General features: G+C 73.6%; 21 protein-coding genes. 9 read left to right on the forward strand and 12 right to left on the reverse strand.

Annotated elements, in window-relative coordinates; translation table 11 throughout:
- The first annotated feature begins 20 nt into the window (after nt 1-20).
- Nucleotides 21-2,339 carry a penicillin acylase family protein gene (locus DOO78_RS11875; protein WP_111469979.1) on the forward strand — a complete coding sequence of 773 codons (2,319 nt, stop codon included), beginning with the start codon at nt 21-23 and terminating at the stop codon, nt 2,337-2,339.
- Between the two features lie 140 nt (nt 2,340-2,479).
- Here DOO78_RS11875 and DOO78_RS11880 read toward each other — a convergent pair whose 3' ends face one another.
- Nucleotides 2,480-2,896: a hypothetical protein gene (locus DOO78_RS11880; protein WP_128080042.1), complete on the reverse strand. Its 417-nt coding sequence runs from the start codon at nt 2,894-2,896 to the stop codon at nt 2,480-2,482.
- A gap of 91 nt (nt 2,897-2,987) precedes the next feature.
- Nucleotides 2,988-5,135 (reverse strand): methyl-accepting chemotaxis protein, encoded by a 2,148-nt coding sequence (locus tag DOO78_RS11885; protein WP_128080043.1) that lies wholly within the window; start codon nt 5,133-5,135, stop codon nt 2,988-2,990.
- A 288-nt stretch (nt 5,136-5,423) separates the two neighbouring features.
- Here DOO78_RS11885 and DOO78_RS11890 point away from each other — a divergent pair, with 288 nt between their 5' ends.
- Together DOO78_RS11890 and folE are read left to right on the forward strand one after the other, a co-directional pair.
- A complete protein-coding gene (locus DOO78_RS11890) occupies nt 5,424-6,659 on the forward strand; it encodes a multidrug effflux MFS transporter (protein WP_111469982.1) in 1,236 nt (411 codons plus the stop codon).
- A gap of 350 nt (nt 6,660-7,009) precedes the next feature.
- Nucleotides 7,010-7,648, forward strand: a complete 639-nt coding sequence (folE, locus tag DOO78_RS11895; RefSeq protein ID WP_111470122.1) for a GTP cyclohydrolase I FolE — start codon at nt 7,010-7,012, stop codon at nt 7,646-7,648.
- Between the two features lie 33 nt (nt 7,649-7,681).
- Here the strand turns inward: folE and DOO78_RS11900 are convergent, their stop codons facing one another.
- Entirely contained in the window at nt 7,682-8,065 is a 384-nt protein-coding gene (locus tag DOO78_RS11900) for a RidA family protein (protein ID WP_111469983.1), read from the reverse strand.
- A 104-nt stretch (nt 8,066-8,169) separates the two neighbouring features.
- Nucleotides 8,170-8,964 (reverse strand): SDR family NAD(P)-dependent oxidoreductase, encoded by a 795-nt coding sequence (locus DOO78_RS11905; RefSeq protein WP_111469984.1) that lies wholly within the window; start codon nt 8,962-8,964, stop codon nt 8,170-8,172.
- Between the two features lie 184 nt (nt 8,965-9,148).
- Here DOO78_RS11905 and DOO78_RS11910 point away from each other — a divergent pair, with 184 nt between their 5' ends.
- Together DOO78_RS11910 and DOO78_RS11915 are read left to right on the forward strand one after the other, a co-directional pair.
- Nucleotides 9,149-10,234: a catalase family protein gene (locus DOO78_RS11910; RefSeq protein WP_111470123.1), complete on the forward strand. Its 1,086-nt coding sequence runs from the start codon at nt 9,149-9,151 to the stop codon at nt 10,232-10,234.
- A 43-nt stretch (nt 10,235-10,277) separates the two neighbouring features.
- The gene (locus DOO78_RS11915) at nt 10,278-12,569 is read left to right on the forward strand and encodes an FdhF/YdeP family oxidoreductase (protein WP_111469985.1); all 2,292 of its coding nucleotides are present in this window, start codon (nt 10,278-10,280) and stop codon (nt 12,567-12,569) included.
- A gap of 13 nt (nt 12,570-12,582) precedes the next feature.
- On the opposite strand, the gene DOO78_RS11920 is transcribed toward DOO78_RS11915, so the two are convergent.
- From DOO78_RS11920 to DOO78_RS11935, 4 genes are all read right to left on the reverse strand, one after another.
- A complete protein-coding gene (locus DOO78_RS11920; protein WP_111469986.1) occupies nt 12,583-14,202 on the reverse strand; it encodes a GMC family oxidoreductase in 1,620 nt (539 codons plus the stop codon).
- Nucleotides 14,203-14,278: 76 nt separating this feature from the next.
- Complete coding sequence (locus DOO78_RS11925) at nt 14,279-14,671, reverse strand: hypothetical protein (protein ID WP_111469987.1); 393 nt, start codon at nt 14,669-14,671, stop codon at nt 14,279-14,281.
- The gene (locus DOO78_RS11930; protein ID WP_111469988.1) at nt 14,671-15,627 is read right to left on the reverse strand and encodes a D-2-hydroxyacid dehydrogenase; all 957 of its coding nucleotides are present in this window, start codon (nt 15,625-15,627) and stop codon (nt 14,671-14,673) included. Before DOO78_RS11930 ends, DOO78_RS11925 begins: the two co-directional genes overlap by 1 nt.
- 233 nt (nt 15,628-15,860) lie before the next feature.
- Complete coding sequence (locus DOO78_RS11935) at nt 15,861-17,096, reverse strand: MFS transporter (protein ID WP_165838854.1); 1,236 nt, start codon at nt 17,094-17,096, stop codon at nt 15,861-15,863.
- A gap of 279 nt (nt 17,097-17,375) precedes the next feature.
- On the opposite strand from DOO78_RS11935, the gene DOO78_RS11940 reads away from it, so the two are divergent.
- From DOO78_RS11940 to DOO78_RS11950, 3 genes are read left to right on the forward strand one after another with little or no spacing between them, the layout of a single operon-like run.
- Nucleotides 17,376-19,013 carry a flavin-containing monooxygenase gene (locus DOO78_RS11940; RefSeq protein WP_111469990.1) on the forward strand — a complete coding sequence of 546 codons (1,638 nt, stop codon included), beginning with the start codon at nt 17,376-17,378 and terminating at the stop codon, nt 19,011-19,013.
- Nucleotides 19,014-19,023: 10 nt separating this feature from the next.
- Nucleotides 19,024-20,193, forward strand: a complete 1,170-nt coding sequence (locus DOO78_RS11945; protein WP_111469991.1) for a serine hydrolase domain-containing protein — start codon at nt 19,024-19,026, stop codon at nt 20,191-20,193.
- Between the two features lie 51 nt (nt 20,194-20,244).
- The gene (locus DOO78_RS11950) at nt 20,245-21,219 is read left to right on the forward strand and encodes a Bug family tripartite tricarboxylate transporter substrate binding protein (protein WP_165838855.1); all 975 of its coding nucleotides are present in this window, start codon (nt 20,245-20,247) and stop codon (nt 21,217-21,219) included.
- 142 nt (nt 21,220-21,361) lie between these two features.
- Here the strand turns inward: DOO78_RS11950 and DOO78_RS11955 are convergent, their stop codons facing one another.
- Both DOO78_RS11955 and DOO78_RS11960 read right to left on the reverse strand, forming a co-directional pair.
- The gene (locus DOO78_RS11955) at nt 21,362-22,261 is read right to left on the reverse strand and encodes an LLM class F420-dependent oxidoreductase (protein WP_111469993.1); all 900 of its coding nucleotides are present in this window, start codon (nt 22,259-22,261) and stop codon (nt 21,362-21,364) included.
- 63 nt (nt 22,262-22,324) lie between these two features.
- On the reverse strand, nt 22,325-23,470 hold the full coding sequence (locus tag DOO78_RS11960) for an aminotransferase class V-fold PLP-dependent enzyme (RefSeq protein WP_111469994.1): 1,146 nt from the start codon (nt 23,468-23,470) through the stop codon (nt 22,325-22,327).
- 57 nt (nt 23,471-23,527) lie between these two features.
- On the opposite strand from DOO78_RS11960, the gene DOO78_RS11965 reads away from it, so the two are divergent.
- A complete protein-coding gene (locus DOO78_RS11965) occupies nt 23,528-24,355 on the forward strand; it encodes a tryptophan 2,3-dioxygenase (RefSeq protein WP_111469996.1) in 828 nt (275 codons plus the stop codon).
- Nucleotides 24,356-24,361: 6 nt separating this feature from the next.
- Here DOO78_RS11965 and DOO78_RS11970 read toward each other — a convergent pair whose 3' ends face one another.
- Both DOO78_RS11970 and DOO78_RS11975 read right to left on the reverse strand, forming a co-directional pair.
- Nucleotides 24,362-24,757, reverse strand: coding sequence for a RidA family protein (locus DOO78_RS11970; RefSeq protein WP_111469997.1), 396 nt, complete (start codon nt 24,755-24,757; stop codon nt 24,362-24,364).
- Nucleotides 24,754-26,409, reverse strand: a complete 1,656-nt coding sequence (locus DOO78_RS11975; RefSeq protein WP_111469998.1) for an AMP-binding protein — start codon at nt 26,407-26,409, stop codon at nt 24,754-24,756. Before DOO78_RS11975 ends, DOO78_RS11970 begins: the two co-directional genes overlap by 4 nt.
- Between the last annotated feature and the right edge of the window lie 4 nt (nt 26,410-26,413).

Below are 26,413 nucleotides of genomic sequence, written 5' to 3' on the forward strand. Positions count from 1 at the left end.
GCGGATCGGCGGAGGGCGGCATGGCGAAGCAGGATTGGCGCGCGGCGGCGGAACAGGCGATCCCGCCGCTCGGGGGCAGGCTGCGCCTCCCCGGCCTCGCCGGCCCGGTCACCCTTCTCCGCGATGCCGAGGGCGTGCCGCATCTGCGGGCCGAAAGCGCGGCGGATGCCTTCCTCGCCCAGGGCTTCGTGCATGCGCAGGACCGGCTGTTCCAGATGGAGCTGAACCGCCGCCGTGCCCTCGGGCGCTCGGCGGAATGGCTCGGCCCCGCCGGTTTCGCCGCCGATGCGCTGGCGCGCCGCCTCGGCATGGAGGCGGCCTGCCGGCGCGACGTCGCGGCGCTCGGCGCCGAGGCGCGGGCCATGCTCGCGGCCTATGCCGCCGGGGTGAACGCCTTCCTCGCCTCCGGCGCGCCGCGGCCGGTGGAATACGCGCTGCTCGAGGCGGCGCCGGAGCCCTGGGAGGACTGGCACTGCCTGGCGGTGATGCGCCGGCTCGGCCTGCTGATGGGCTCGGTCTGGTTCAAGCTCTGGCGCGCCGCCGCCCTGCCCGTCGCGGGCGAGGCGGTGACGCTGCTGCGCTACGACGATGGCGGCGGCGATCTGGTGATCGCCCCGGCCGGGGCGGAGGCGGAGCGCTGGCGCGCCAGCCTCGCCGAGCTCGCCCCCGCCGCGGCGGCGCTGCTGGCGGCGGCGGCGCCGGACGGCACCGGCGGCGGCAGCAACAATTGGGTGGTCGCCGGCGCGCTGAGCGGGACGGGACGGCCGGTGCTGGCGGGCGATCCGCACCGGGTCTTCGAGGTGCCGGGCATGTATGCCCAGGGCCATGTCGCCTGCCCGGAATTCGACGCCATCGGCCTGACCGTGCCGGGCGTGCCGGGCTTCCCGCATTTCGCGCAGAATGGCGGCGTCGCCTGGTGCGTCACCCACACCTTCGCCGATATCCACGACCTCTACCTGGAACGCTTCGACGACGGCGCGCGGCATGCGCTGTTCCGCGGGGCCTGGGAGCCGGTGGAGCGGCGCCGCGAGAGCATCGCCATCCGCGGCGAGGCGCCGCGCGAGATCGAGGTGGTCGTCACCCGCCATGGCCCGGTGATCTGCGGCGATCCGGCGCGTGGCACGGCGCTGGCGCTGAGGAGCGTGCAATTCGCCGAGACCGACCTCTCCTTCGATTGCCTGCCGCGCATGCTGCGCGCCCGCAGCGTCGAGGCGCTGTTCGAGGCGACGCGCGGCTGGGGGCTGATCGACCACAACCTGCTGGCCGCCGACACCGCCGGCCGGACCGGCTGGCTGCTGCGGGCGCGGGTGCCGCGGCGCGGGCGGGAGAATGGCTGGCTGCCGGTGCCGGGCTGGACCGGCGACCATGAATGGCAGGGCTGGATCCCGCACGAGGCGATGCCGCGCCTGATCGACCCGGCGCCCGGGCTGCTGGCGACGGCCAACAACCGGCCGGTGCCGGACAGCCACCCGGATTATCTCTGCACCGATTGCCACCCGCCCTATCGCTCCCGCCGGGTCACCGAGCTGCTGGCCGATCCGGCGCTGCGCGGCATCGAGGGCGCCGCCCGCATCCATGCCGACACGCTCTCCGCCCCGGCGCGGGAGATGCAGGGCCATCTGGCGCGGCTCGCCGGGCTGGCGCCGGAGGCCGAGGCGCTGCGCCAGGAATTGCTCGCCTGGGACGGGCGGATGACGGCCGAGTCGGTGGCGGCGGCGCGCTACATCGCGTTGCGCCTCGCCTTGGTGCGGCGGCTGGGCGCGGCGAGCGGCCTCGCCGGCCTGGCCGGGCAGGACTGGCTCTCGCCGCCGCCGGGCGTGGCCCCGCTCACCCAGCTCTGGTGGGCGCTGCCGGCGCTGCTGCGGGCGGATGACGCCAGCCTGTTGCGCGGCGAGAGCTGGGCGGCGCTGCTGGGCGCGGCGCTGGCCGAGGTGGCCGCCGCGCCGCCGGCCGAGCCCTGGGGCGCGCTGCACCAGCCGCGCTTCCAGCACCCGCTCTCGCCGCTGTTCCCGGAGGCGGCGGCGCTGCTCGACCCGCCCTCCCTGCCGGTCGGCGGCGATGGCGACACGGTGCAGGCGAACGGGTTGGTGGCGCCGCTCGGCCCGCGCGCCGCCTATGGCGCCATCGCGCGCTACGCCTTCGATGTCGGGGCCTTCGAGAACAGCCGCTGGTGCGTCTTCCTCGGCGCCTCCGGGCATCCCGCGAGCCCGCATTACGCCGACCAGAACCCGGCCTGGTCGCGCTGCGAGATGCTGCCGATGCGGGCCGACTGGGCGGCGCTGGAGGCGGTTGCGACGCAGCGCCAGAGCCTGCTGCCGGATGAGGGCGTGAGCGCCTGAGGTGGACGCATAGGGTGTGAATCACACAACCAAACAACGCGCTGGACCATGGTCCGCGAATCCGGGAGAGCGGATCGTGGTCTAGCCTCCTCCCGCCGCGGCGTCGCACCGGCCCAGGCCGCGGCGGGAGGCTTCGCCGGTCAGGGCAGCGCCAGGACGGGGCGCGGCGGGCGGATCAGCGGGTCGGCGGCCAGCAGCCGGGCGGCGCCGAGCAACAGGAACAGCGCCTCGCGCGAGGGGTGCGGCCGGGCCAGGGCCTGCAGCCGCTGCGCCTGGCGCAGCGCGTGCAGGGCCAGGTCGCGGTCGCCCGCCGCGCGGAAATCGAGATGGAAGTCGCAGGGGAAGCCGGGCGCCGGCAGGCCGTGCAGCCGCGCCAGCCGCCGCCCGAGCTCGACCGCGGCCCCTTCGAGCAGGTCCCCCTCCACCCGCTCGACATCGCGCAGGGTGGCGACGAGCGCGATGGGGGAGAGCCCCCGGTCCGGATGCTCGGCCAGGGTCCGGGTGACGAAGGCCCCCATCGCGGCCAGGGTTTCGGCTGCCGTCGCATTGGCGGTCATGTGCCGGAACATAATAGGAACTCACCCCCGCCCGCCAGTCGCATTCGCGCCAGCGGCCGAGGGCAGGCCGCCCCGGCCAGGCCCGGCAGGATCAGGCGGCGAGTCGGGCCGCCCCCTCGGTGGCCGCCTCCTCCGCCCGCATGGCGGACAGGAAGAGGTCGATCTCCGCCTGCAGCCGGCCGGAGGCCTGCGTCACCTCGGCCGCGGTCGCCAGCACCGAGCGGCTGGCCTCGCCGGCCCCGTCCGCCACCAGGGCAAGCTCGCGCATGCGCTCGGTCGCGGCGTCGTTCTGCCCGGCCACCTTCTGCACGCTGGCCGCGATCTCGCGCGTCGCCACGCCCTGCTCCTCCACCGCCGCGGCGATGGCGGACGCCACCTCATCCATGCGCCGGATCGACTCGTCCATCGCGCGCACCGCGCCCACCGCCTCGCCGGTCGCACCCTGGATGGCGGCGATCTGCGCCGCGATCTCCTCCGTCGCCCGCGCCGTCTGGCTCGCCAGCGTCTTCACCTCGCTCGCCACCACCGCGAAGCCCTTCCCCGCCTCCCCCGCCCGCGCCGCCTCGATCGTCGCGTTCAGCGCCAGCAGGTTCGTCTGCCCCGCGATGTCGCCGATCAGCCGCACCACATCCCCGATCCGCTGCGCCGCCTCCGACAGGCCCCGCACCGTCGCATCCGTCGCCTGGGCGCGGCCGACCGCCTCCTGCGCCGCGCCGGCCGCCTGCGCCACCTGGCGCGCGATCTCGCCGACGCTCGCGGTCAGCTCCTCGGTCGCCGCCGCCACCGCGCCGAGGTTGCGTGCATTCTCATCCGCCCCCTCGGCGCTGCTGGAGGCATCCTCCCGCGTCCGCTCGACCGCCTGCGCCATGGCATCCGCCGCGCCGCGCATCGCCGCCGCCGCCGTGCCGAGCGAGCCCATCACGCCGGCGACCGAGGCGCCGAAGGCCTGGGTGTGGCGCTCCAGCGCCTGATGGCGGCGATCCCGCGCCGCCCGTTCCGCCGCGGCCGCGGCCTCCAGGCGCCGCTTCGCCTCGCCCTGCTCACGAAAGACCTCGAGCGCCTCGGCCATGATCCCGATCTCGTCGCGCCGGCCGCGGCCCGGCGGCAGGTCGGCCGCCTCGCCCGCGGCGAGGCGCCGCATGGCCCCGGCGATGGCGACGAGCGGGCGGGTGACGCGCCGCCGCACCATCGCCGCCGCAGCCAGGCCGATGAGGAGGGCGGCGAGCGCCACCGCGGCACGGGCGAGGAGGGCGCGCTCGGCCGCCTGCGCATCCGCATGCGCCTGCGTGGCGGCGGCCTCGAAGGCGGCGATCGCCACAGCCACCAGCCGGCCGGTCGCGGCATTGATCGTCGCATTGACCTCGGCGGGCGTGGCGGGCGGCGCCTTCCCCTCCTCCACCGCCCGTTCCACCGCCGCGCGAAGGACGACGAAGCGCTCGAAATAGGCGGATTGCGCCGCCGCGACGGCAGCCTGGAGAACCGGCGGCGCGTCGCGGCCGGCCGCGGCCAGGGCGATGGCCCAGGCGGTCTCGACGCGGGACCGCAACGCCGCCATGCGGAGGCGCATCTCGGGCGTGATCTGGCCGGCGGCCATCGCGGCGATGAGGTCGTCGCGCTCGAAGCCGGCGCCATCCCGCGCCACATAGGCGGCGTCCTTCACCTGCGCCAGCCGCGCACCGAGCGCGCTGCCGGCACGCAGCCCGTCGGTGAGGGCGGCGGTCACCGCCTCGAGCTGATCGATCATGGCGCCGGCGGCGCGGGTCCAGGCTTCCGCCGCCCCCGCGGGCCGCGCCGCCTCGGCCTGGCGCAGCGCCGCATCGGCGGCGCGGCGCGCCTCTGCCAGCGCCAGGTGGGCGGCGGCCAGCCGGCCGGCTGCCCCCGGCGCGCCGCAGGGCAGGCCGGCCTCGCAGGCCCGGATGACCGCCTCGAGGCCGGCCCCCGCCTGCTCGCGCTGCTGCGCCATGCGGGCGAGGAAGCCGGGCTCGGCCGGCGCCGCGGCGTGCAGCGCGACGCGGATCGGGCCCCGCTCCACGCGATGGTCCTCCAGGGTGGCGAAGGCATGCCGCGCCGCCTCGGCGACCGCGACCGCGTGGTCGGCCCGGCGCAGCGTGCCGAGATCGGCCGCGAGCCCCCAGGCGGCGAGGCCGGCCACGAGCGCCGAGAGGCAGCCGAGGGCGCCGAGCAACGGCACCGCCAGGGAACGCCGCCGGGAAAGCACGTGAAGGCCAGTCTGCTGCATCGGGGTCCGCTCCTTGCCATCGGCTGGGTCCCCACATCGCAGATGCCGCTGAAGCAATGCTGAAGAGGCGGCGGCCGCCCGCGGCGGATCGCCTTCGGGGCCGCAGGCCGATCCAGGGCGGCCTGCTCCCGTTTCGCAGGCGCGCCGCCAGGGATCCCCGGCCGCAGGGCCGCTTCACGCCTGCGGGCCTTCGCGCCCGTCCGCGACCGGCTCCAGCCCCTTGTTTGATCGCGTGATTCCCGCCTTTCGGTGATTTCACCTCGCGCGATCACGCTCTAGGATGGCGGGGTGAATCCGCGCGACCTACCGGACGGCGAATCTCCCCTCGCCCCACCCCAGGCCGCGACGGCGGCCGGGCCGAAGCCCTCCACCCTCCTCCTCGTGGCGATGACGGGCCTCGGCCCCTTCACCATGCAGATCCTCATCCCGAGCCTGCCGATGCTGGCAACGGCGCTCGCCGTGCCCTATGCGACCATCCAGCTCACCCTGACGCTCTACCTCGTCGGCGTCGCCCTGGCGCAGCTCGTCTATGGCCCGCTCTCGGACCGCTACGGGCGCAAGCCGCTCCTGCTCGGCGGGCTGGTGCTCTACCTCGCCGGCAGCGTCGCCGCAGCGCTGGCCCCCACCGCCGGCTGGCTGATCGCCGCGCGCATCGCCCAGGCGGTGGGCGGCTGCGCCGGCCTCGTCCTCGGCCGCGCCATGATCCGCGACAGCTATCCGCGCGAGCGGGCGGCGGTGGTGCTCGGCTATGTCAGCACCGCCATGGCGGTGGCGCCGATGCTCTCGCCCATCATCGGCAGCCTGCTGCACCAGTATCTCGGCTGGCGCGCCACCATGCTGGCCTGCCTGCTCTTCGGCCTGCCGCTGCTGCTGGCGGTGCGGGCGCGGCTGCCGGAGACGCTGACCCGGCCGGCGCCGCTGCCGGGGCTCGGCGGGATGCTCGGCGCCTATATCCAGCTCCTGCGCATCCCGGCCTTCCGCGGCTACTGCGCCATCACCGCCTGCGCCACCTCGATGTTCTTCTCCTTCGCCGCCGGCGGCCCGATGGTGGTGGTGCAGGGGCTCGGCCATGTCCCGACCAGCTACGCGCTGGCGATGATGCTGGTCTCGCTGGGTTGGAGCAGCGGCACCTTCACCGCGGCCCGGCTGGTGTCGCGGCTCGGCACGGCACGGATGCTGCGGATCGGCACGCTGGTCACCACCGCCGGCGGCCTGGTGGCGCTCGCGCTGCCCTTGCTGGCGACGCCGACCCTCCTCTCCTTCTTCCTGCCCATGGTGCTGGTCGCGCTCGGCAACGGCATGACCCAGCCGAGCGCCATCGCCGCCGCGGTCAGCGTGCGGCCGATGCTGGCCGGCACCGCCTCGGGGTTGATCGGCGCCCTGCAGATGGGGGCCGGGGCGCTGGCCACGGTGCTCGCCGGGGTGACGGAGGGCGGCGCCGGCATCGCCACCGGCGCCTGGATGCTGGCCGGGGCGCTCGGGGCGCAGCTCGGCCTGCTGCTGGTGCGCCGCGCCGGGGGATAGGCCCCATTGCCACATCGGCCGGGGCCATATCGGCCGGGGCCGCCGCCGGTGCGGCCCTCCATCGCCCCCGAGGCATCCCGGCGGGCGGGGCGCCAACCGAGACGTGACGGCCGGCGGGAGCAGGGCTGGGCTGCGGAGGGTGCAGGGGCCGGCGGGCTGTGCCGGGGCGCGCGCTTGCCTATCCTCGCCGCCGCCGTCCCGAGGGGCGGCGCTGTCCGCAGCCCGGGTTCCGCCGCGCCGGTTGCACCGATCCACGGATCGACCCACCTTCGCAGCGAAGCGCCCGGCGCGCCGGCCGATGGTCCGCGCCGGCGACATCCGAGACGAGCCGAGGATCCGCATCCGTGAACATCCATGTCCCGCGCCCTGCCGGCATCGCCCCCGCCGAGACCTCGCCGGAGGGGCGCCCGAGCCGGGCGGAGGCGGAGGCCGCGGTGCGCACCCTGCTGCGCTGGGCCGGCGACGACCCCGGGCGCGAGGGGCTGGCCGATACCCCCGCCCGCGTCGCCCGCGCCTATGGCGAGTTCTTCGCCGGCTACGACCTCGACCCGGTCGAGGTGCTGGCCCGCTCCTTCGAGGAGACGGAGGGCTATGACGAGATGGTCGTGCTGCGCGACATCCGCGTCGAGAGCCATTGCGAGCACCACCTGGTGCCGATCATCGGCCGCGCGCACATCGCCTATCTGCCGGCCGGCCGGGTGGTCGGCATCAGCAAGCTGGCGCGGGTGCTGGAGATCTATGCCAAGCGGCTGCAGATCCAGGAGAAGCTGACGGCGCAGGTGGCCAATTGCATCGACGAGGTGCTGCGGCCGCGCGGCGTCGCGGTGGTGATCGAGGCCTCGCACCAGTGCATGGCGACGCGCGGCGTCCACCAGCCCGGCACCACCATGGTGACCAGCCGCATGCTCGGCGCCTTCCGCGAGGATGCGGCGACGCGGCGCGAATTCCTGGCGCTGGTCACCGCCCGCCGCGCCGAAGCCGTGGGCTGAGGCGAGCGGCCCCGGCGGCGGGCGCGCCCGGCGTCACGCCGCCGCCTCGGCCTCCACCTCGACCAGGAAGCGCGGGTCCGCCAGGCCGGCGACGATGAGCAGGGTGCTGGCGGAGCGGTGCTCGCCCATCCAGGCCCCCCGCCTCTCGCGCCAGGGGGCGATCAGCGCCGGATCGGTCAGGAACACCGTCATCTTCACGAGATTGGCCGGCGTCATGCCATGCGCCGCCAGGATGGCGCCGAGATTGGCCAGGGCCTGGTCGATCTGCGCCTCGCCGTCCTCGGCGATGCGGACGTCCGGCGCGGTGCCGACCTGGCCGGAGATGACGAGGCGGCGGGTCGCGTCGCGCACCAGCACGGCATGGGCATAGCTGCCGGGCTTGTGCACCGTGGGCGGGTTGGACGTCTCGATCGGCATGCGGTCTCCTCCCTGCGGCCCGGGCTCTACCGGGGCGGCGAGGATAGGCGGGGCGCGCGCCGCTGTCGCCGCGGACCGCGCGCCCGCCGCCGGCGCGCCGGGCCTCAGCGCGTCGCCGCGGTCAGGCCGCCATCCACCACCAGCTCGGTGCCGGTGATGTACTTGGCCTCGTCCGAGGCGAGGAAGAGCGCGGCATGCGCCACGTCCCAGCCCTCGCCCATATGGCCGATCGGCACCTGCCCGTTGCGCTTGGCGATGAAGCCCTCCAGGTCGCCGCCGGCGAACTCCTCCGCCAGCTTCGTCACCAGGGGCGTGTGCATCAGCCCGGGCAGCACGCAGTTCAGCCGGATGCCGCGCGGCGCATAGGTGATGGCGGTGGTCTTGCTGAAATGGATCAGCCCGGCCTTGGCGGCGCAATAGGCCGCCTGCGGCTTGCCGGTGTAGCGGATGCCGGCGGTGGAGGCGATGCTGACCACCGCGCCCTTCCCCTGCCGCTCCATCACCGGCAGCACCGCCCGGCAGCAGAGGAAGGCGCTGCGCAGGTTCACCGCCATCTGCCGGTCCCAGAGCCCCACCTCCATCTCGCCGGCCGTGGCAGGCTCGGACTTGCCGACATTGTTGACCAGGATGTCGATGCGCCCGAAGCGCGCGAGGCAGGCGGCGACCAGCGCCTCCACCTGGCGCTCGTCGGTGACGTCGCCGCTGGCGATGGCGCAGCACCCGCCCTCGCCCTCGATGATCGCCTGGGTCTCCCGCGCCGCCGCCTCGTTCAGGTCGACGCCGAAGATCCGCGCCCCCTGCCGCGCGAAGAGCACGGCGATCGACTTGCCGTTGCCCCAGCCGGGCCCGACCGAGCCGCAGCCGGTCAGGAACACCACCTTCTCCGCCAGACTGAGCATGCATCCTCCCCCGCGCATCCCGCGCGTCGCGGCAGAGTGCGCCAGCGGCGGCGGTGACGCGAGACCGTGTGCGCCCGGCGCGGCAACAGCCGTCCCGCCGGCACGTTGTCACCCGGCCATCCGCCAGTCCCCGCCGCGCCCCTCCTGCCGCGAAAGGCCCTCGATGCCGCAGGCCACCTGCCCCATGCCGCTCCGCCACGACCCCGCCGACGAGCATCCCGAGCCGGAGGAGGCGAAGACCACCGGGGCGCTGGTCGAGACCATGCGCGGCATCGCCGAGACCACCTTCGCCGATTACGGCACCCCCGTCCGCAGCGTGCACGCGAAGAGCCATGGGCTGCTCAGGGGCGAGATGACCGTGCCGGACGGCCTGCCCGGAACCCTGGCGCAGGGGCTCTTCGCCCGGCCCGGCACCTACCCCGTCGTGCTGCGCTTCTCGACCAATCCCGGCGACCTGCTGGATGACAGCGTCTCCGTCCCGCGCGGCCTCGCCGTGAAGGTGGTGGGGGTGGAGGGCGAGCGCCTGCCCGGCGCGGAGGGGCAGGCGACGCAGGATTTCGTCCTGGTCAACAGCCCGGCCTTCGCGGCCGCGACGGCGAAGCAGTTCCTCGGCAATGCCAGGCTGCTGGCCAGGACCACGGACCGGGCGCCAGGGGCCAAGAAGCTGCTCTCCGCCCTGCTGCGCGGCACCGAGGCGGCGATCGAGGCGGTGGGCGGCAAGAGCGCCCTGCTCACCCAGCTCGGCGGCCATCCCAACACGCATATCCTCGGCGAGACCTTCTACAGCCAGACGCCCTTCCTCTACGGCCCCTACACGGCGAAATTCTCGGTCGCGCCGGTCTCGCCGAGGCTGCGGGCCCTGGCCGGCAAGCCGATCGAGGTCGCCGGTCGGCCCGATGCGCTGCGCGAGGAGGTGGCGCGCCACTTCGAGGCCGAGGAGGGCTGCTGGGAGCTGCGCGTGCAGCTCCGCACCGACCGCGAGACCATGCCGATCGAGGACCCCTCGGTGCCATGGCCGGAGGAGGCCTGCCCCTACCAGCCGGTGGCGCGCATCACCGTGCCGCCGCAACCCGCCTGGGACGCGGCGCGCTCGCGCGCCGTCGATCTCGGCATGGCGTTCAGCCCCTGGCACGGGCTGGCGGCGCACCGGCCGCTCGGCGCGATCAACCGGGCGCGCCGGCCGGCCTATGAGATGTCCGCCGGCTTCCGCGCCGCCCATGGCGGCTGCCCGATGCTGGAACCCCGCAACGCCGGCGACGTGCCGATCTGACCCCTTCTCCCGGCGCCATCCACCGGGACAGCAGGATCCCGACATGACGGACAAGGCAAGGATCGCGCCCTATTCCGGGCCAGCGGGCGGCTGGGGCTCGCTGCGCTCGGTCGAGGAGCGGCTGCTCGAGGAGCATCGCCTGGCCAGCGGCAACGCGGTGCTGCTGCGGCAGAACAAGCCGGCGGGCTATTCCTGCGTCTCCTGCTCCTGGGCCAAGCCGGCCGAGCCCCGCGCCTTCGAATACTGCGAGAACGGCGCCAAGGCGACGGCCTGGGAGATCACCCGCAAGCGCGTGCCGCGCGCCTTCTTCGCCGGCCACACCATCGCCGCGCTGCGCGGCTGGACGGACCAGGCGCTGGAGGCCGAGGGCCGGCTGCTGCAGCCGATGCGGCTCGACCACGCGGCGGACCGTTGGGTGCCGGTCCAGTGGGAGGAGGCCTTCCGCGAGATCGGGCGGGAGCTGCGCGCGCTCGACCCGCGCAGCACCGTCTTCTACGCCTCCGGCCGCGCCTCGCTGGAGGCCTCCTACATGTGGGGGCTCTTCGCCAGGCTCTATGGCCACAACAACCTGCCGGACAGCTCGAACATGTGCCACGAGAGCACCTCGGTCGGGCTGCCCGAGGCGATCGGGGCGCCGGTCGGCACCATCACCCTCGAGGATTTCGCCAGGACCGACTGCATCCTCGCCTTCGGCCAGAATGTCGGCAGCAACAGCCCGCGCATGCTGCACCCGCTGCAGGAGGCGGCGCGGCGCGGCGTGCCCATCCTCACCTTCAACCCGCTGCGCGAGCGTGGCTGGGAGCGCTTCACCAACCCGCAATCGCCGCGCGAGATGCTGACGGGGGCCGAGACCCGCATCGCCTCGCGCTACCACCAGGTGCGGGCGGGTGGCGATTCCGCGGCGATCCTCGGCCTCTGCAAGGCGCTGCTGGAGGGCGACGCCGCCGCCCGCGCCGCCGGGCGGCCGGCCTGGATCGACCACGGCTTCGTCGCCGAGCACACCGAGGGGTTCGAGGCCTTCGCCGCCGCCGCCAGGGCGGCGCCCTGGCCGGAGCTCGAGGCGCGCTCCGGCCTCGCCCGCGCGGCGCTGGCCGAGACGGCGGCGATCTATGCCCGCTCCCGCGCCGCGATCGGTCTCTACGGCATGGGGCTGACGCAGCACCGCAAGGGCGTCGAGAACGTGCGGATGCTGGTGAACCTGCTGCTGCTGCGCGGCAATGTCGGCAAGCCCGGCGCCGGCGTGCTGCCGGTGCGCGGCCATTCCAACGTGCAGGGCCAGCGCACCGTCGGCATCACCGAGAAGCCGGCGCTGGTGCCGCTCGACCGGCTGGCGGCGCAATACGGCTTCGCGCCGCCGCGCGAGACCGGGATGAACACGGTCGAGGCTTGCGAGGGCATCATCGCCGGCCGGGTGCGGGCCTTCCTCGGCCTCGGCGGCAATTTCCTCCGCGCGGTGCCGGAGACCGCCGCCATGGAGGCCGCCTGGCCGCGGCTGCGCCTCACCGTCCAGGTGGCGACCAAGCTGAACCGCGGGCACCTCTTCAACGGCGAGGTCGCCTTCCTGCTGCCCTGCCTCGGCCGGATCGAGCGGGACGAGCAGGCGAGCGGGCCGCAATTCGTCACCTGCGAGGACACGATGACGAAGATCCACCCGAGCCATGGCCGGGTCGCGCCGGCCGGGCCGCGGCTGCGCTCGGAGCCGGCGATCATCGCCGGCATCGCCAAGGCGACGCTGCCGCCCAACCCGCGCCTCCCCTGGGACGAATGGGTCGGCGACTATGCCCGGGTGCGGGATGCGATCGCCGCGACCTATCCCGAGGCCTTCCACGACTTCAACGCCCGGATCGCCCGCGAGCGCGGCTTCCATCGGCCGCTGCCGGCCCGGCAGCGCGTCTGGAAGACGCAGAGCGGCAAGGCGGGCTTCCTGACCCCGCCGGCGCTGGACGAGGACCCCGATATCGACCTGCGCCCGCCGGAGGTGCTGCAGCTCATCACGCTGCGCTCCAACGACCAGTTCAACACCACGATCTACGGCTATGACGACCGCTTCCGCGGCGTGCGCGGCAGCCGCATGGTGCTGCTCCTCCACCGCGAGGACGCGGCGCGCCGCGGGCTCGCCGAGGGCGCCCTGGTGGCGCTGGAGACGGCGGTGGAGGATGGCATCCGCCGCCGCGTGGAAGGCTTCCGCGTCACCGCCTACGACATCCCGCCGGGCTGTTGCGCCGCCTACTATCCGGAATGCAACCCGCTGATCCCGCTTTGGCACCATGCGGAGCGGAGCAAGGTGCCGGCCGCCAAGTCGGTGCCCGTGCGCATCCGGCCGATGCCCGGCTGAGCGTCGCTCCCTATCAGGCGGCGGCATCCTCCAGGATCATCGCCGCCGCCTTCTCGCCGATCATGATCGAGGGCGCGTTGGTGTTGCCGGCGACCACCGCCGGCATGATGGAGGCATCGGCCACCCGCAGCCCGCCGATGCCGTGCACGCGCAGCCGCGGATCGACCACGCTGTTGCTGCCGGTGCCCATGGCGCAGCTCCCGGCCGGGTGGTGGTTGGTCACGCCCGACTCCCGGACATAGCGCTCGAGATCGGCCTCGCTCGCGTAGCCGGGGCCGGGGAAGAGCTCCTCCGCCACATAGGGCGCGAGGGCGGGCTGCTGCGCCAGGCGGCGGGCGAGCCGGGCGCCGGCCACCATCGCCCGCATGTCGTAGTCCGAGCCGAGGAAGCCGAAGGTGATCTCGGGCGCGGCCAGCGGATCGGGGCTCGCCAGCCGCACCGTGCCGCGGCCATCGGGCGAGAGATGCACCGGGCCGAGGGTGAAGCCGGGGAAGGGATGCGCCACCACGCGGGTGCCGGAGCGCTCCAGCGTGCTCCATTCCAGCAGGTTGATCTGCAGGTCCGGCCGCTCCAGCCGCGGATCGGTGCGGGTGAAGAGGCCGGCGCGGATGCCGTTCACCGCCATCGGCCCGCCGCGGCCGAGGCCGTAGCGCATGGCCGCGGCGATCTTGCGCGGCCAGCTCCGCTCCAGGTCGTTGAAGGTGATCGGCCGCGTGCAGCGCCACTGCATGTAGAGCGCGAAATGGTCGTGCAGGTTGGCGCCGACCGCCGGCATGTCGCGCACCACTGCGATGCCCAAGGCCAGCAGGTGCTCCGCCGGGCCGAGGCCCGAGAGCTGCAGGAGCTGCGGCGAGCCATAGGCGCCGCCGGAGACGATCACCTCCCGCCGCGCCCGCGCCGTGCGTCGCCCGGCCGGCGACTGGTACTCGATGCCGCGCGCCCGGCCCTGCTCGATCAGCACCCGTGTCGCCTGGCACAGCGTGCGGATGACGAGGTTCGGCCGGCCGCGGGCGGGGCGCAGATAGGCGCGGGCGGTGCTGAAGCGGCGGCGGCCGCCGGTGGTGCACTGGTAGTAGCCGGCGCCCTCCTGCCGGGCGCCGTTGAAATCCGGGTTGCGCGGGATGCCGGCCTGCTCGGCGGCGGCGATCATCGCCTCGGCCAGCTCGGAGCGCTCCGCCTGGTCGGAGACGGTGAGCGGGCCGCCCGTGCCGTGGAATTCGCAGGCGCCGCGCTCCTGGTTCTCCGCCTTGCGGAAATAGGGCAGCACCGAATCCCAGTCCCAGCCGGTGCAGCCCCGCTGCCGCCAGCCATCATAGTCGCGCGGGTGGCCGCGCATATAGACCATGCCGTTGATCGAGCTGGTGCCGCCGAGCGTCTTGCCGCGCGGGACGTAGATCCGCCGGCCACCGAGCTGCGCCTGCGGCGCGCTCTCGAATTTCCAGTTCACCTTCGGGTTCACATAGGTGCGGGCGAAGCCGAGGGGGATGTGGATCCAGGGGTTGCGGTCGGGCGGCCCGGCCTCCAGCAGCAGCACGCGGTGCCGGCCATCCTCGGAGAGCCGGGCCGCGACCACGGCGCCCGCCGAGCCCGCCCCGGTGACGATGAAGTCGAATTCCTCCGCCACGTCGGCCATGCGCTTCCCACCCCGAGCCTGTTTTCTTGGCGGGCAGCCTATCAGCCCCGGGCGCGGCGGCGGAAGCCACCCGGCATCAGTCCTGCACCGGATAATCCGCCAGCTCGGGCCGCATCGCCTCGATGACGAAATCGACGAAGGCCTCGGGCAGGTCGAGCCAGAACTCGCGGTCGGAATAGGCGCCGATCTCGGCCGCGAGGCCATGCGCCCGCGCCCAATCCGCCAGCCGCTCCAGCGCCGCCCGCGGCGCCTCGTCGAGGAAGGAGACCTGCGAACGCAGCTTGTCGGCGTCCCGCCCCACCGTCTCGCTGCGGCTGAATTGCAGGTCCACATTGGCGCCGGGCTGGCGCAGCCAGACGGCCCGCGCGGTCCGGCGCAGCTCGACGAAGCCGAGCTGGCTGCGCAGCATCTCCACCACCGTGTCGAAATGCCGGGCATCGAGCCGGTTGGCGGCGTGGTTCAGGCGCATCAGTAGCCGACCGCGCGGTCCACGACCTGGAGCAAGGGCCGGTCCTCCAGGAACCGCGCGCAATTCTCGATGAAGAGCCGCGCCACGGCCCGGTCGCGCTCGGGGTGCAGCCCGCCCATATGCGGCACCACCAGGATGCCGGGCGTGGTCCAGAAGGGGTGGCTCTCGGGCAGCGGTTCCTCGCGGAAGACGTCGAGCACCGCGCCGGCGATGCGCTTCTCCGTCACCGCCGCGATCAGGTCGGCATCGCGGATGGCGCTGCCGCGGCCGAAATTCAGCAGCCAGGCGCCGGGCTTCATGCGGGCGAGGCGCTCGGCCCGGATGAACTCCTCGGTCTCCGGCGTCGCGGGCAGGAGCAGCAGCAGGAAATCCGCCGCCTCCACCACCCGGTCGGCCGCTTCCGGCGGCAGCACCTCGACCCCCGGCAGCGGCGTCGGGTTGCGGCGGGTGCCGATGACCTGCATGCGGAAGGCGCCGGCGAGGCGCGCCACCTCCTGCCCGATGGCGCCGAGGCCGAGGATGCCGAGCACCTTGCCGCCGAGCGGCATCGCCACCTGGCGGCTCCAGCGCCGCTGCTTCTGCGCCTCGGCGATTGCCGCATAGGGCTTGGCGATGTGCAGGATGGCGCCGAGGATGTTCTCCGGCATGGACTCGCCATGGGTGCCGCGGGCGCAGGTGAGCACCAGGCCCGGCGGCAGGTCGGGCAGCGCCAGCCAGCCCTCGACGCCGGCGGTGAGGGATTGCGCCCAGCGCAGCTTCGGCATCCGCGGCAGCAGGCCGGCCGGCATGCCCCAGGCGAGCAGCGCCTCGGTCCCGGCGAGTTGCGCCTCGTTCGGCCGCTCCTGGCGCGGCAGGCACTCGACGGCGAGGCGCGAGGCGAGTCCGGCGGCGGTGATGGCCTCGAGATAGGGGCCGGGATTGTCGTGCCAGATCAGCAGGCGGGTGGGGTTCGGCATCGGGCGGTCCTCGCTGTCGCGCCGAGCCTATCCCCGCCCCATGCGGCCAGCCAGCCTGCGCGACTCATACCAACGGCATGAATGCGTCATTCATGCCGAGCGCCCGAATGGGCGCCGCCGGTCGCGCCGTCAGGCGCGCCTGTCAGCGCGATGCGGCCAAGCCAAGCAAACCGGAGGTTTGCGCCCGGCGTCTGAGGGGGCCGGTGATGGGTCACCAGCAACGGCCGTTCGTATCAGCCCGCGCGCGGCCTGGGAGGCCGCCGCAGCATGTAGAAGGCCAGCGAGCCGAGGGCATAGGCGAGGATCGAGCCGATGAAGGCGACCCGGTAGCTGCCCGAGACGTCGAAGATGAAGCCCGCCGCCCAGGAGCCGATGGCGGCGCCGAGGCCGGAGCCGATGGTGATGACGCCGAGGATGGTGCCGAGCCGCGGCCCGGGGAAGAGATCGGCGGTCTTGGCGGTGATGGCCGGGCCGCGCGCGCCCCAGGTCAGGCCGAAGAAGCAGGCATGCAGCCAGAGCAGCAGGTGGTCGCCCGGCCCGGTGATGGCGAGGGCGCAGAACACCCCGATGATGGAGATGCCATAGGCCAGCAGCGCCGAGTATTCCCGGCCGATATAGTCGGAGAGGGTGCCGGTGGCGACCACGCCGGGCATGGCGAGGAAGCTGCCCATGCCGAGCACGCCGGCGGCATAGAGCGGGTCGAAGCCGACATCGACGGCGAAGGCGATCTGGTGCAGCGAGACCAGGAAGCTGCCGATGCTGGTCAGCATGTAGACCAGGAAGAGCAGCCAGAATTGCGGCGTGCGGATCGCCTCGGCGAGCGTCCAGGGCCGCTCCACCGCCCCGCCGCCGCCCGCCGCGGCCCGCGCCGCCTCGGCCCGGCGGCCGCCGAACAGGGCGGCGAGCGGCAGCAGCACCGCCGCCGCGACGGCCGCCGCCGCGAGATAGGCGCCGCGCCAGCCGAGCGCCTCGATCGTCACCTGGCTCGCCGGCGCCGAGGCGGCCCGGCCGAAGGCGTTGGCCGATTGCAGCACCGAGATCGCCATGCCGCGCCGGCGGGCGAAGAGGCGCGAGACCAGCGGCACGAAGACCAGCAGCCCGATGCAATTGGCCCCGAAGGTGATCACCACGCCGTAGAGGAACACCATCTGCCAGAGCGCCTCGGCATGGGCGCTGCCGATCAGGCCGACCACCAGCAGCGTCCCGCCGAGCAGCACCATCCGCCGGGCGCCGAGCGCATCCACCATGGTGCCGATCAGCGGCGAGCTGAGGCCGCCGACGAGCTGCCCGACCGAATAGGCGACCGAGCTCTCGGCGCGCGACCAGCCGAAATCGGCGACGAAGGCGAGCAGGAAGACGGTGTAGGAATGCATGACGCTGGCGCCGACCGTGAAGGCGAGGAAGGCGGCGGCGAGGGTCAGCCAGGCCCGGCCCGGCGGGGGCGGCGGGGACTCGGGCGGTGCGGGCATGGTCCATGGTAGGTGCGGGCCGCGCGGCGAGTCCAACCCACCCCTTAGCCCACCCCTTGGCCCGCTCCTCGGCCCACCCCTTGGCATGATCCGGCGCGCCGGCCCGGCCGGGTGGTTTGCAGAGGCGGGCGGGCAGGGTCTACGCTGGCGCATGACCGGTCCCCAAGGCCGGCACCCAGGGAAGGAACGCCAGCAGAGGCGCCGCGCCGCATCGCGCCGGCCGTCCGCCGCATGCGGCGCATCCCGGTCCCGCATCGCCGCACGGAGGAATGCCGCACCATGTCCGCCACCCTCGAAGCAACCGCCCCGGCCGCCGCCCAGGCGCTCGACTTCGATGCCATCATCATCGGCGCGGGCATGTCGGGCCTGTATCAGCTGCTGCGGCTGCGCGAGCTCGGCCTCCGGGTCCGGGTCTTCGAGGCCGGCACCGGCGTCGGCGGCACCTGGTACTGGAACCGCTACCCCGGCGCCCGCTTCGATTCCGAGAGCTATTCCTACGGCTATTCCTTCTCGAAGGAGCTGCTGGAGGAATGGAGCTGGTCGGAGCATTTCGCGCCGCAGCCGGAGACGCAGCGCTACCTCAATTTCGTCGCCGACAAGTTCGACCTGCGCCGCGACATCCAGTTCAAGGCCCGCGTCGCCTCGGCCTACTGGCAGGAGGAAGGCCGCCACTGGGCGGTGGCGCTCGAGGATGGCAGCCGCCACACGGCGCGCTTCCTCATCACCGCGATCGGCGTGCTCTCCGCCCCCACCCTGCCGCGCTTCGAGGGCATCGACACCTTCCAGGGCCAGTCCTTCCACACCGCCCGCTGGCCGCATGAGGCGGTGGAGTTCCGCGGCAAGCGCGTCGCCGTCATCGGCACCGGCGCGACCGGGGTGCAGACCATCCAGGAGGTGGCGAAGACCGCCGGACATCTCACGGTGTTCCAGCGGACGCCCAATTGGTGCGCGCCGCTGCACAACCGGCCGATCAGCGAGGCGGAGCAGCAGGAGATCAAGGCGGGCTATCCCGAGATCTTCCGGCGTTGCCAGGAAACCTTCTCCTGCTTCATGCACACGCCCGACCCGCGCGCCACCTTCGAGGTGTCGAAGGAGGAGCGGGAGGCCTTCTACGAGACGCTCTACGCCTCCCCCGGCTTCGGCATCTGGGTCGGCAATTTCCGCGACATGCTGACCGACCGCGCGGCGAACAAGGAGATCTCCGACTTCGTCGCGGGCAAGATCCGCCAGCGGGTGAAGGACCCGAAGGTGGCGGAGATGCTGATCCCGAAGAACCACGGCTTCGGCACCCGCCGCGTGCCGCTCGAGACCCGCTACTACGAGGTCTACAACCAGCCGAACGTCACGCTGGTGGACAGCAAGGCGACGCCGATCGAGCGCATCACCCCGACCGGCATCAAGACCAGCGAGGCCGAGTACGCCTTCGACATCATCATCTACGCCACCGGCTTCGACGCCATCACCGGCGCCTTCGACCGCATCGACATCCGCGGCCGCGACGGGACGCCGCTGAAGGAGCGATGGGCGCATGGCCCCGAGACCTTCATGGGCATGATGGTCGAGGGCTTCCCCAACATGCTCATGCTGATGGGCCCGCACACCGCCCTCGGCAACATCCCGCGCAGCATCGAGTACAACGTGGACTGGGTGACGCGGCTGCTGCGCCACCTGCAGGAGAAGGGCCTGACCCTGGCCGAGGCGCGGCCGGAGGCGGTGCGGGCCTGGACCGACCATGTGAAGCTGGTCGGCGCCGGCCTGCTCTCGAGCGAGGTGGATAGCTGGATGACCGGCATCAACAGCAATGTCGAGGGCAAGCAGACCCGCATCATCGCCCGCTACAGCGGTAGCGCGCCGGAATACCGCGCCTGGTGCGACGCGGTCGCCGACAAGGGCTATCCCGATCTCCGTCTCGCCTGAGGCGGCGCCGATGACCGCGACCGCCGCGATCGACCAGGTGCTGCGCGAGGCCGTGGAGCGCGGCGCGGTGCCGGGCGTCGTCGCCCTCGCCGCCGACCGCGACGGCCCGATCTACGAAGGCGCCTTCGGCCGCCGCAGCCTCGATGCCGCGGCGCCGATGACGCCGGACACGGTGTTCTGGATCGCCTCCATGACCAAGGCGGTGACCTCGGTCGCCGCCATGCAGCTCGTCGAGGAGGGGCGGCTCGCGCTCGACGCGCCGCTCGGCCCGCTGCTGCCCGGCCTCGCCGCGCCGCAGGTGCTGGAGGGTTTCGCGGCCGACGGCACGCCGCGCCTGCGGCCGGCGCAGCGCCCCATCACGCTCCGCCACCTGCTCACCCACACCGCCGGCTTCGCCTACAACACCTGGAACGCCGATATCGGCCGTTACATGCAGGCGACCGGCCTGCCGGCGCCCCGCAGCGGCAAGCTCGCCTCGCTGGCGGCGCCGCTGGTGCGCGAGCCGGGCGAGCGCTGGGAATACAGCATCGCCACCGACTGGGTCGGCCGCGCGGTGGAGGCGGCGAGCGGCGAGCGGCTGGAGCGCTACGTCTTCGCCCGCATCCTCGAGCCGCTCGGCATGGCCGATAGCGGCTTCGTCCCCGGCCCGGCCCAGCGCGCCCGCCGCGCCGGGATGCACCAGCGCGGCGCGGATGGCCGCCTCGCGCCGATCGACTTCGCCCTGCCCGAGGCCCCGGAGTTCTTCGGCGGCGGCGGCGGGCTGCTCTCGACCGGGCCGGATTATCTCCGCTTCCTGCGCATGCTGCTCGGCGGCGGCAGGCTGGACGGCGCGCGGGTGCTGCGGCCGGAGACGGTCGCCGAGATGGGCCGCAACCAGATCGGCGGCCTCGCCTTCCAGCCGCTGCGCAGCGTGCTGCCGGCGATCTCCGGCGACTGCGACCCTTTCCCCGGCACCCCCTGCCGTTGGGGCCTCGGCTTCCTCATCAACGAGGCCGATATCCCCGGCCGCCGCACCGCCGGCAGCCTGGCCTGGGCGGGGCTCGGCAACACCTGGTTCTGGATCGATCCACGGCGCGGCATCGCCGGGCTGCTGCTGACCCAGATCCTGCCCTTCGCCGATCCCGCGGTGCTGGACCTCTTCGCTGGCTTCGAGACGGCCGTCTACCAGGTCGCGGCATGACGGCCAGGACGCCGATGCACCGCTGACGCCAGGATGCCGAGGGAGGCCGCCATGCCCGGAGCCACGCGCCGCCGCCTGCTCGCCATGCCCGCCCTGCTCGCCGGCGCCGCCCGGGCCGAGACGGGCTTTCCCACCCGACCGCTGACCTGGATCGTCCCCTTCGCCGCCGGCGGCATCACCGACACCACCGCCCGGATGCTGGCGCAGCGCATGGGGGCGCATCTCGGCCAGCCGGTGGTGGTGGAGAACCGGCCCGGCGCCGGCGGCACCATCGGCGCCGAAGCGGTCGCCCGCAGCGCGCCGGACGGCTACACCTTGCTCTATGGCAGCCAGGGGCCGATTGCGGCGGCGCCGGCCATGCTGCGCAACCTTCGCTACGATCCGCTGCGCGACCTCACCCCGGTGCATGGGCTCGGCGCCTCGCCGCACCTCATCGTCAGCGCGCCGCAGCAGCCCTGGCGCAACCTGATGGAGCTGGTGGCGGCGGCGCGGGCCCGGCCGGAGGGGCTGACCTATGCCTCCCCCGGCGTCGGCACCTCGCCGCATCTCGCCGCCGAGGTGCTGATGCAGGCGACCGGCACCCGCCTGGTGCATGCGCCCTACGCCAACGGCACCCAGGCGCTGAACGACGTCATCAGCGGCCGGGTCGAGGTGATGTGGGATTATCCGCTGACCAGCCTCGCGCATGTCCGGGAGGGGCGGCTGCAGGCGCTTGCCGTGACCGATGCGCAGCGGGTGCGGCTGGCGCCGGAGGTGCCGACGGTCGCCGAGGCCGGGCTGCCGGGGGCCGAGGCGCTGCCCTGGGCGGCGCTCTTCGTCGCCGGCCGCAGCCCGGAGGGGGCGATCGCCCGCATCGCCGCGGCGCTGCGGGCGGCGATGGCCGAGCCGCGGGTGCAGGAGTTCTTCGACGGCACGGCGACGGTGCTGTGGTCGGAGATGGACGCCCTGGCGCTGCGCCGCTTCCTGGCCGAGGAGCTGCCGCGCGTCGCCGGGCTGATCGCCCGCTCCGGCGCGCAGCCCGGGTAATGCATCCCCGCGACGTCGTGGGGGCCCCGGTGTTCCTCTCAGGCCCCGGGCGCGGCACAGCCTGCCGCGGCGAAGCCGCGGCAGGACAACGGGCGGCGACAGGATCGGGCCGGCGTCAGGCGCGGCGCGGGCGGCGCCGCCGTCACAGGGCGTCCGCCACCGCGTCGCGGAATTGCCGCATCGCCGCCAGATGCGCGGCGGCGTCGCGGCCGGGGATGCGGCGGTGGTGGCGACGGTTGAAGGTGGTGGTCAGCGTCAGATGCGTCGCGCCGAGGCGCTTCCAATAGCGCGCCTCCTCGCGCCAGGCGGCCGCATCGCCGGTGCCGGCGGAGATCCAGACCTCGAGCCCGATCGCCGCCGGGTCGCGCCCCGCCGCCTCGGTCAGGCCGCGCAGCCGGGCGAGTTCGTCCTCGATCGCGGCGCCGGGTGGGTAGGCATTCATGATCCATCCATCACCGAGCCGGGCGATGCGCTCCAGGGTCTGCTCGACATGGCCGCCGAACCAGACCGGGATGCGGCGATGCACCGGCAGCGGGTTGATGCCGGCATCCTCGATGCGGTGCCAGCGTCCGGTGAAATCCACATGCGGCGCCGCCCAGAGGCGCTGCATCACCTCCACCTGCTCGGCCGAGCGGCGGCCGCGATTGGCGAAATTCTCGTTCAGACCGGTGAACTCCACCGGGTTCCACCCCACCCCGACACCAAGGCGGAACCGCCCGCCGCACAGCACGTCGAGGCTCGCCGCCTGCTTGGCGACGAGCACCGCCTGGCGCTGCGCCAGGATCAGCACCTGGGTGGAGAATTCGGTCGTCTCGCGGCAGAGCCCGGCGAGGAAGCCGAAGCAGACGAAGGGGTCGTGGAACAGGTCGGCCGAGGTGTTGCGGTCGCCCCAATCTGGCCGCGAGGCGGCATTCACCCCGAGCACATGGTCCGGCAGGCCGAGATTGGTGTAGCCGAGCTCCTCCGCCGCCCCGGCGAGGTCGCGGACCGCGCCGGGCGCGCCGCCGATATCGACCAGCGGCAGCATGACACCGAGACGCATGCGACCCTCCCCTTTTCCGATCCGGGACGCAGGCTGGGCCGTCCCGGCGCCAGGGTCCAGCGTCTATAGGGCGTGCAGCCGGGCGAGCAGGCGGTCGATCTCCGCTTCGGTGTGATAGAGGCCGAAGCCGAAGCGCAGGCGGCGGCCCCGCCGGTCGGTGACGATGCCGGCAGCCGCCAAGCGCGCCTGCCAGGCCTCGGCATCTTCCAGGTCGAAGGCCAGGAAATTGCCGCGCCGCGGCTCGGCCAGCGGCACCGCCAGCCGCGCCGGATCGAGCCCGGTGCCGGGCAGCCCGGCGACGAAGCGGGTTTGCAGCGCCAGGCTATGGGCATGGATGGCGACGGCATCGAGGCCAAGCCCGGCCAGCCAGTCCATGGCGGCGTTCAGGCGGTACAGGCCGGACGGGTCGAAGGTCGATCCCATGAAGCGCCAGCCATCCGCCGCATAGCCGACGCCCTCACCGCCCTCCGCCAGGGCGCCGAAGCCGGCGAACCAGCCGGTGGCGCGCGGCCTCGGCAGCCAGCCGGGCGGGGCGTGCAGGAAACAGGCGCCCTCCCCCGCCATGGCGTATTTGTAGCCGCCGGCGAGGTAGAAGGCCCGGTCGGCGAGGCGCGAGAGATCGACCGGCCGGGCCAGGAAGGCGTGATAGCCATCGATGACCAGCACCGCCTCCCCCGCCGCCGCGGCCAGCGCCTCCAGCCCCGCCTGGGCATAGCCGCTGTGGAAGAACACCTCGCTGGTCCAGATCAGGTCGAAGCCCTGCCGCGCCGCCTCGACCAGGCGCGGCAGGCAGTCCGGCCCCGGCTCGCTCGGGATGCGGGTGACGGCGACCAGCCCTTCCTCCTCCAGCCGCGCGAGCTGCCGGGCCAGGCTGTGGAATTCGCCATCCGTGGTCAGCAGGCGCGGCCGGCGGTGCCGCGGCAGGCAGGAGAGGAGCCGCACCACGAATTCATGCGTGTTCGGGGCGAAGACGAGGGTGGCCAGATCGGGCAGCGCCAGATGCCGCGCGACATGGCGCTGCGCCGCCTGCCAGACCGGGCCGAGCACATGCTCCCACTTGCCGTCCTGCCAGCGGGCCGCATCCTCCCAGGCGGCAAGCTGGGCGGCGCGCGTCACGTCCGGCCAGGGATGGTGGCTATGCGCCGCGACATGCAGCCGCTCCGGCTCGGCGCCGAGGAAATGCGAGAAATGCGCGCGCAGGTCCAGCATGGTTTTCCCCTCGCGGTTTAGTTTAGGCTTGAACCATGGGCCGGCAAGGAGGCTGCCATGGTCGAAGGCGTCGAGACCGATTTCAGCCGCCGCATGAGCTATGGCGATTACCTGCAGCTCGACCGGCTGCTCGCCGCCCAGGCGCCCCTCTCCGGCCGGCATGACGAGACGCTGTTCATCATCATCCACCAGGTGCAGGAGCTGTGGATGAAGCTCTTCGGCCATGAGCTGGATCTGGTGATGGACTGCCTGCGGCAGGATGCGCTGCGCCCGGCCTTCAAGGCCTTCGCCCGCATCGCCCGGGTGCAGGCGCAGCTCATCGGCGCCTGGGACGTGCTGACCACGATGACGCCGCATGACTACCTGGCCTTCCGCGACAGCCTCGGCAGCTCCTCCGGCTTCCAGTCCTGGCAATACCGGCTGCTGGAGCTGCGGCTGGGCGCGCGCGATCCCTTCATGCTGCGGCCGCATCGCCACCGGCCGGAGCTGCTGGCGCCGCTCGAGGCCGCGCTGAACGCCCCCTCCCTCTATGATGAGGCGCTGCGCCTGCTGGCCCGCCGCGGCCTGCCGCTGCCGCAAGCGGTGCTGGCGCGCGACGTGACGCAGCCGCATGCGCCCGATGCCGGCGTCGCCGCCGCCTGGGCCGCGGTCTACGAGGGCGCCGAGGCGCATTTCGATCTTTACGAGCTGGCCGAGGAGCTGGTCGATCTCGACGACGCCTTCCAGACCTGGCGCTTCCGCCACCGGCAGGTGGTGGAGCGCATCATCGGCCGCCGCCCCGGCACCGGCGGATCGAGCGGCGTCGCCTATCTGGCGGCGGCGCCGGAACGGCGCTTCTTCCCCGAGCTCTGGTCCGTGCGCACGCAGATCAAGGCACCGGGTTGAAGCGGTTTAATCCGGCAGGATCGCCGTCGCCTCGATCTCGACCCGCGCCTCCGGCTCGACCAGCGCCGCCACCTGCACCAGCGTCATGGCCGGGAAATGCCGGCCCATCACGCCGCGATAGGCCGGGCCGAGGGCGGCAAGGCTGTCGCGGTACTCGGCGATGTCGGTCACGTACCAGGTGAGGCGGCCGATATGCTCCGGCCCGCCGCCCGCCTCGGCCAGCACGGCGAGGATGTTGCGCAGCGCCTGCTCCACCTGGGCGACGAGGCCGGCAGGGAAGCGCCCCTCCGCATCCCATCCGACCTGGCCGCCGACCAGCACCACGCGGCCCTGCCCCACCATGCCGTTGGCATAGCCCTTCGGCACGGGCCAGCCCGGCGGCTGCAACCGGCGGAGAGTCATGCCGCGCCCTCCGCCGCCGCAATCCCCGTTGCCTGGGCGCGCAGGGCGAAGCGTTGCAGCTTGCCGGTGCCGGTGCGCGGCAGGGCGGCGACGAACTCCACGGCACGGGGATATTTGTAGGGCGCGATCACCGCTTTCACATGCTCCTGCAAGGCGCGGACGAGGGCGGCATCGCCGGCCAGGCCCGGCTGCAGCACCACATAGGCCTTCACGATCATCCCGCGCTCGGCATCCGGCGCGCCGACCACGCCGCATTCCCGCACCGCCGGATGCGCGAGCAGCGCCGCCTCCACCTCCGGCCCGGCGATGTTGTAGCCGGCCGAGACGATCATGTCGTCGCTGCGCGCCTGGTACCAGAAATAGCCGTCCTCGTCCTGGATGTAGGTATCGCCGGTGATGTTCCAGCCGCGCTCGACATACTGCGCCTGCCGCGGATCGGCGAGGTAGCGACAGCCGGTCGGGCCGCGCACCGCCAGCCGGCCGGGCGTGCCGCGCGGCACTTCCTCGCCCTCCGGGCCGATCACCTTGGCCTCGTAGCCCGGCACCGGCAGGCCGGTGGCGCCGGGCCGCAGCGCCTCCTCCGGGGCGCCGATGAAGATGTGCAGCATCTCCGTCGCGCCGATGCCCTCCATGATCGAGAGGCCCGTCGCGCGCTGCCAGGCCTCGAAGACCGGCTTCGGCAGCGCCTCCCCGGCCGAGACGCAGCGCCGCAGCGAACGAAGGTCATGCGCCGCCGCGGCCGGCGCCATGGCGCGCCAGGCGGTGGGCGCGGTGAAGCAGACCGTGGCGCGATAGCGGGCGATGGCCGGCAACAGCTCCTCCGGCCCCGCCCGCTCCAGCAGCACCGTGGTGGCGCCGACGCGGAAGGGAAACAGCACCAGCCCGCCGAGGCCGAAGGTGAAGGCGAGCGGCGGCGAGCCGATGAAGATGCCCTCCGGCCGCGGCCGCAGCACCTCCTGCCCGTAGCTGTCGCAGACCGCGAGCATGTCGCGGTGAAAATGCATGGTGCCCTTCGGCTCGCCGGTGGTGCCGGAGGTGAAGCCGATCAGGCAGACATCCTCGGCCGCGGTGTCGCAGGCCGGGAATTCCTCCGGCGCCGCGGCGCAGAGGGATTCCAGCGCGCCATCCCCCCAGCAGGTGAGGTGGCGCAGATCCGGCGCCTCCGCCGCCGCCCGTTGCAGCTCCTCCAGCAGCCGGGCATCGCAGAGGGCGTGGCTGATGCGCGCCTTGCGCAGCATCTGGCCGATCTCCTTCGCCCGCAGCAGCGGCATGGTGGCGACCACCACGCCGCCCGCCTTCAGCACGGCGAAATAGGCGGCGACCATCCAGGCGGTGTTGGCGCCGCGCAGCAGCACGCGGTTGCCGGGCACCAGGCCCTGCCGGTGCACCAGCACATGCGCGATGCGGTTCACCCGCTCGGCGAGCTGGCGATAGGTGAGCGTCTCGGCGGGCGTGACCACGGCCGGATGCTCGCCGCGCGCGGCCAGGTTGCGGTCCAGCAGCTCGGTCGCGCAGTTCAGCCGCGCCGGGTAGCGAAGCTGCGGCAAGGTGAAGCGCAGCGCCGGCCATTGCTCGCGCGGCGGCAGGTTGTCGCGCGCGAAGCTGTCGAGATGCGCGCTCGGCACCCCGGTATCGAAGCCCATGCCATCCATCGCC

The sequence above is a fragment of the Roseicella frigidaeris genome, from assembly GCF_003258945.1.
Taxonomy (GTDB): Bacteria; Pseudomonadota; Alphaproteobacteria; order Acetobacterales; family Acetobacteraceae; genus Paracraurococcus; species Paracraurococcus frigidaeris.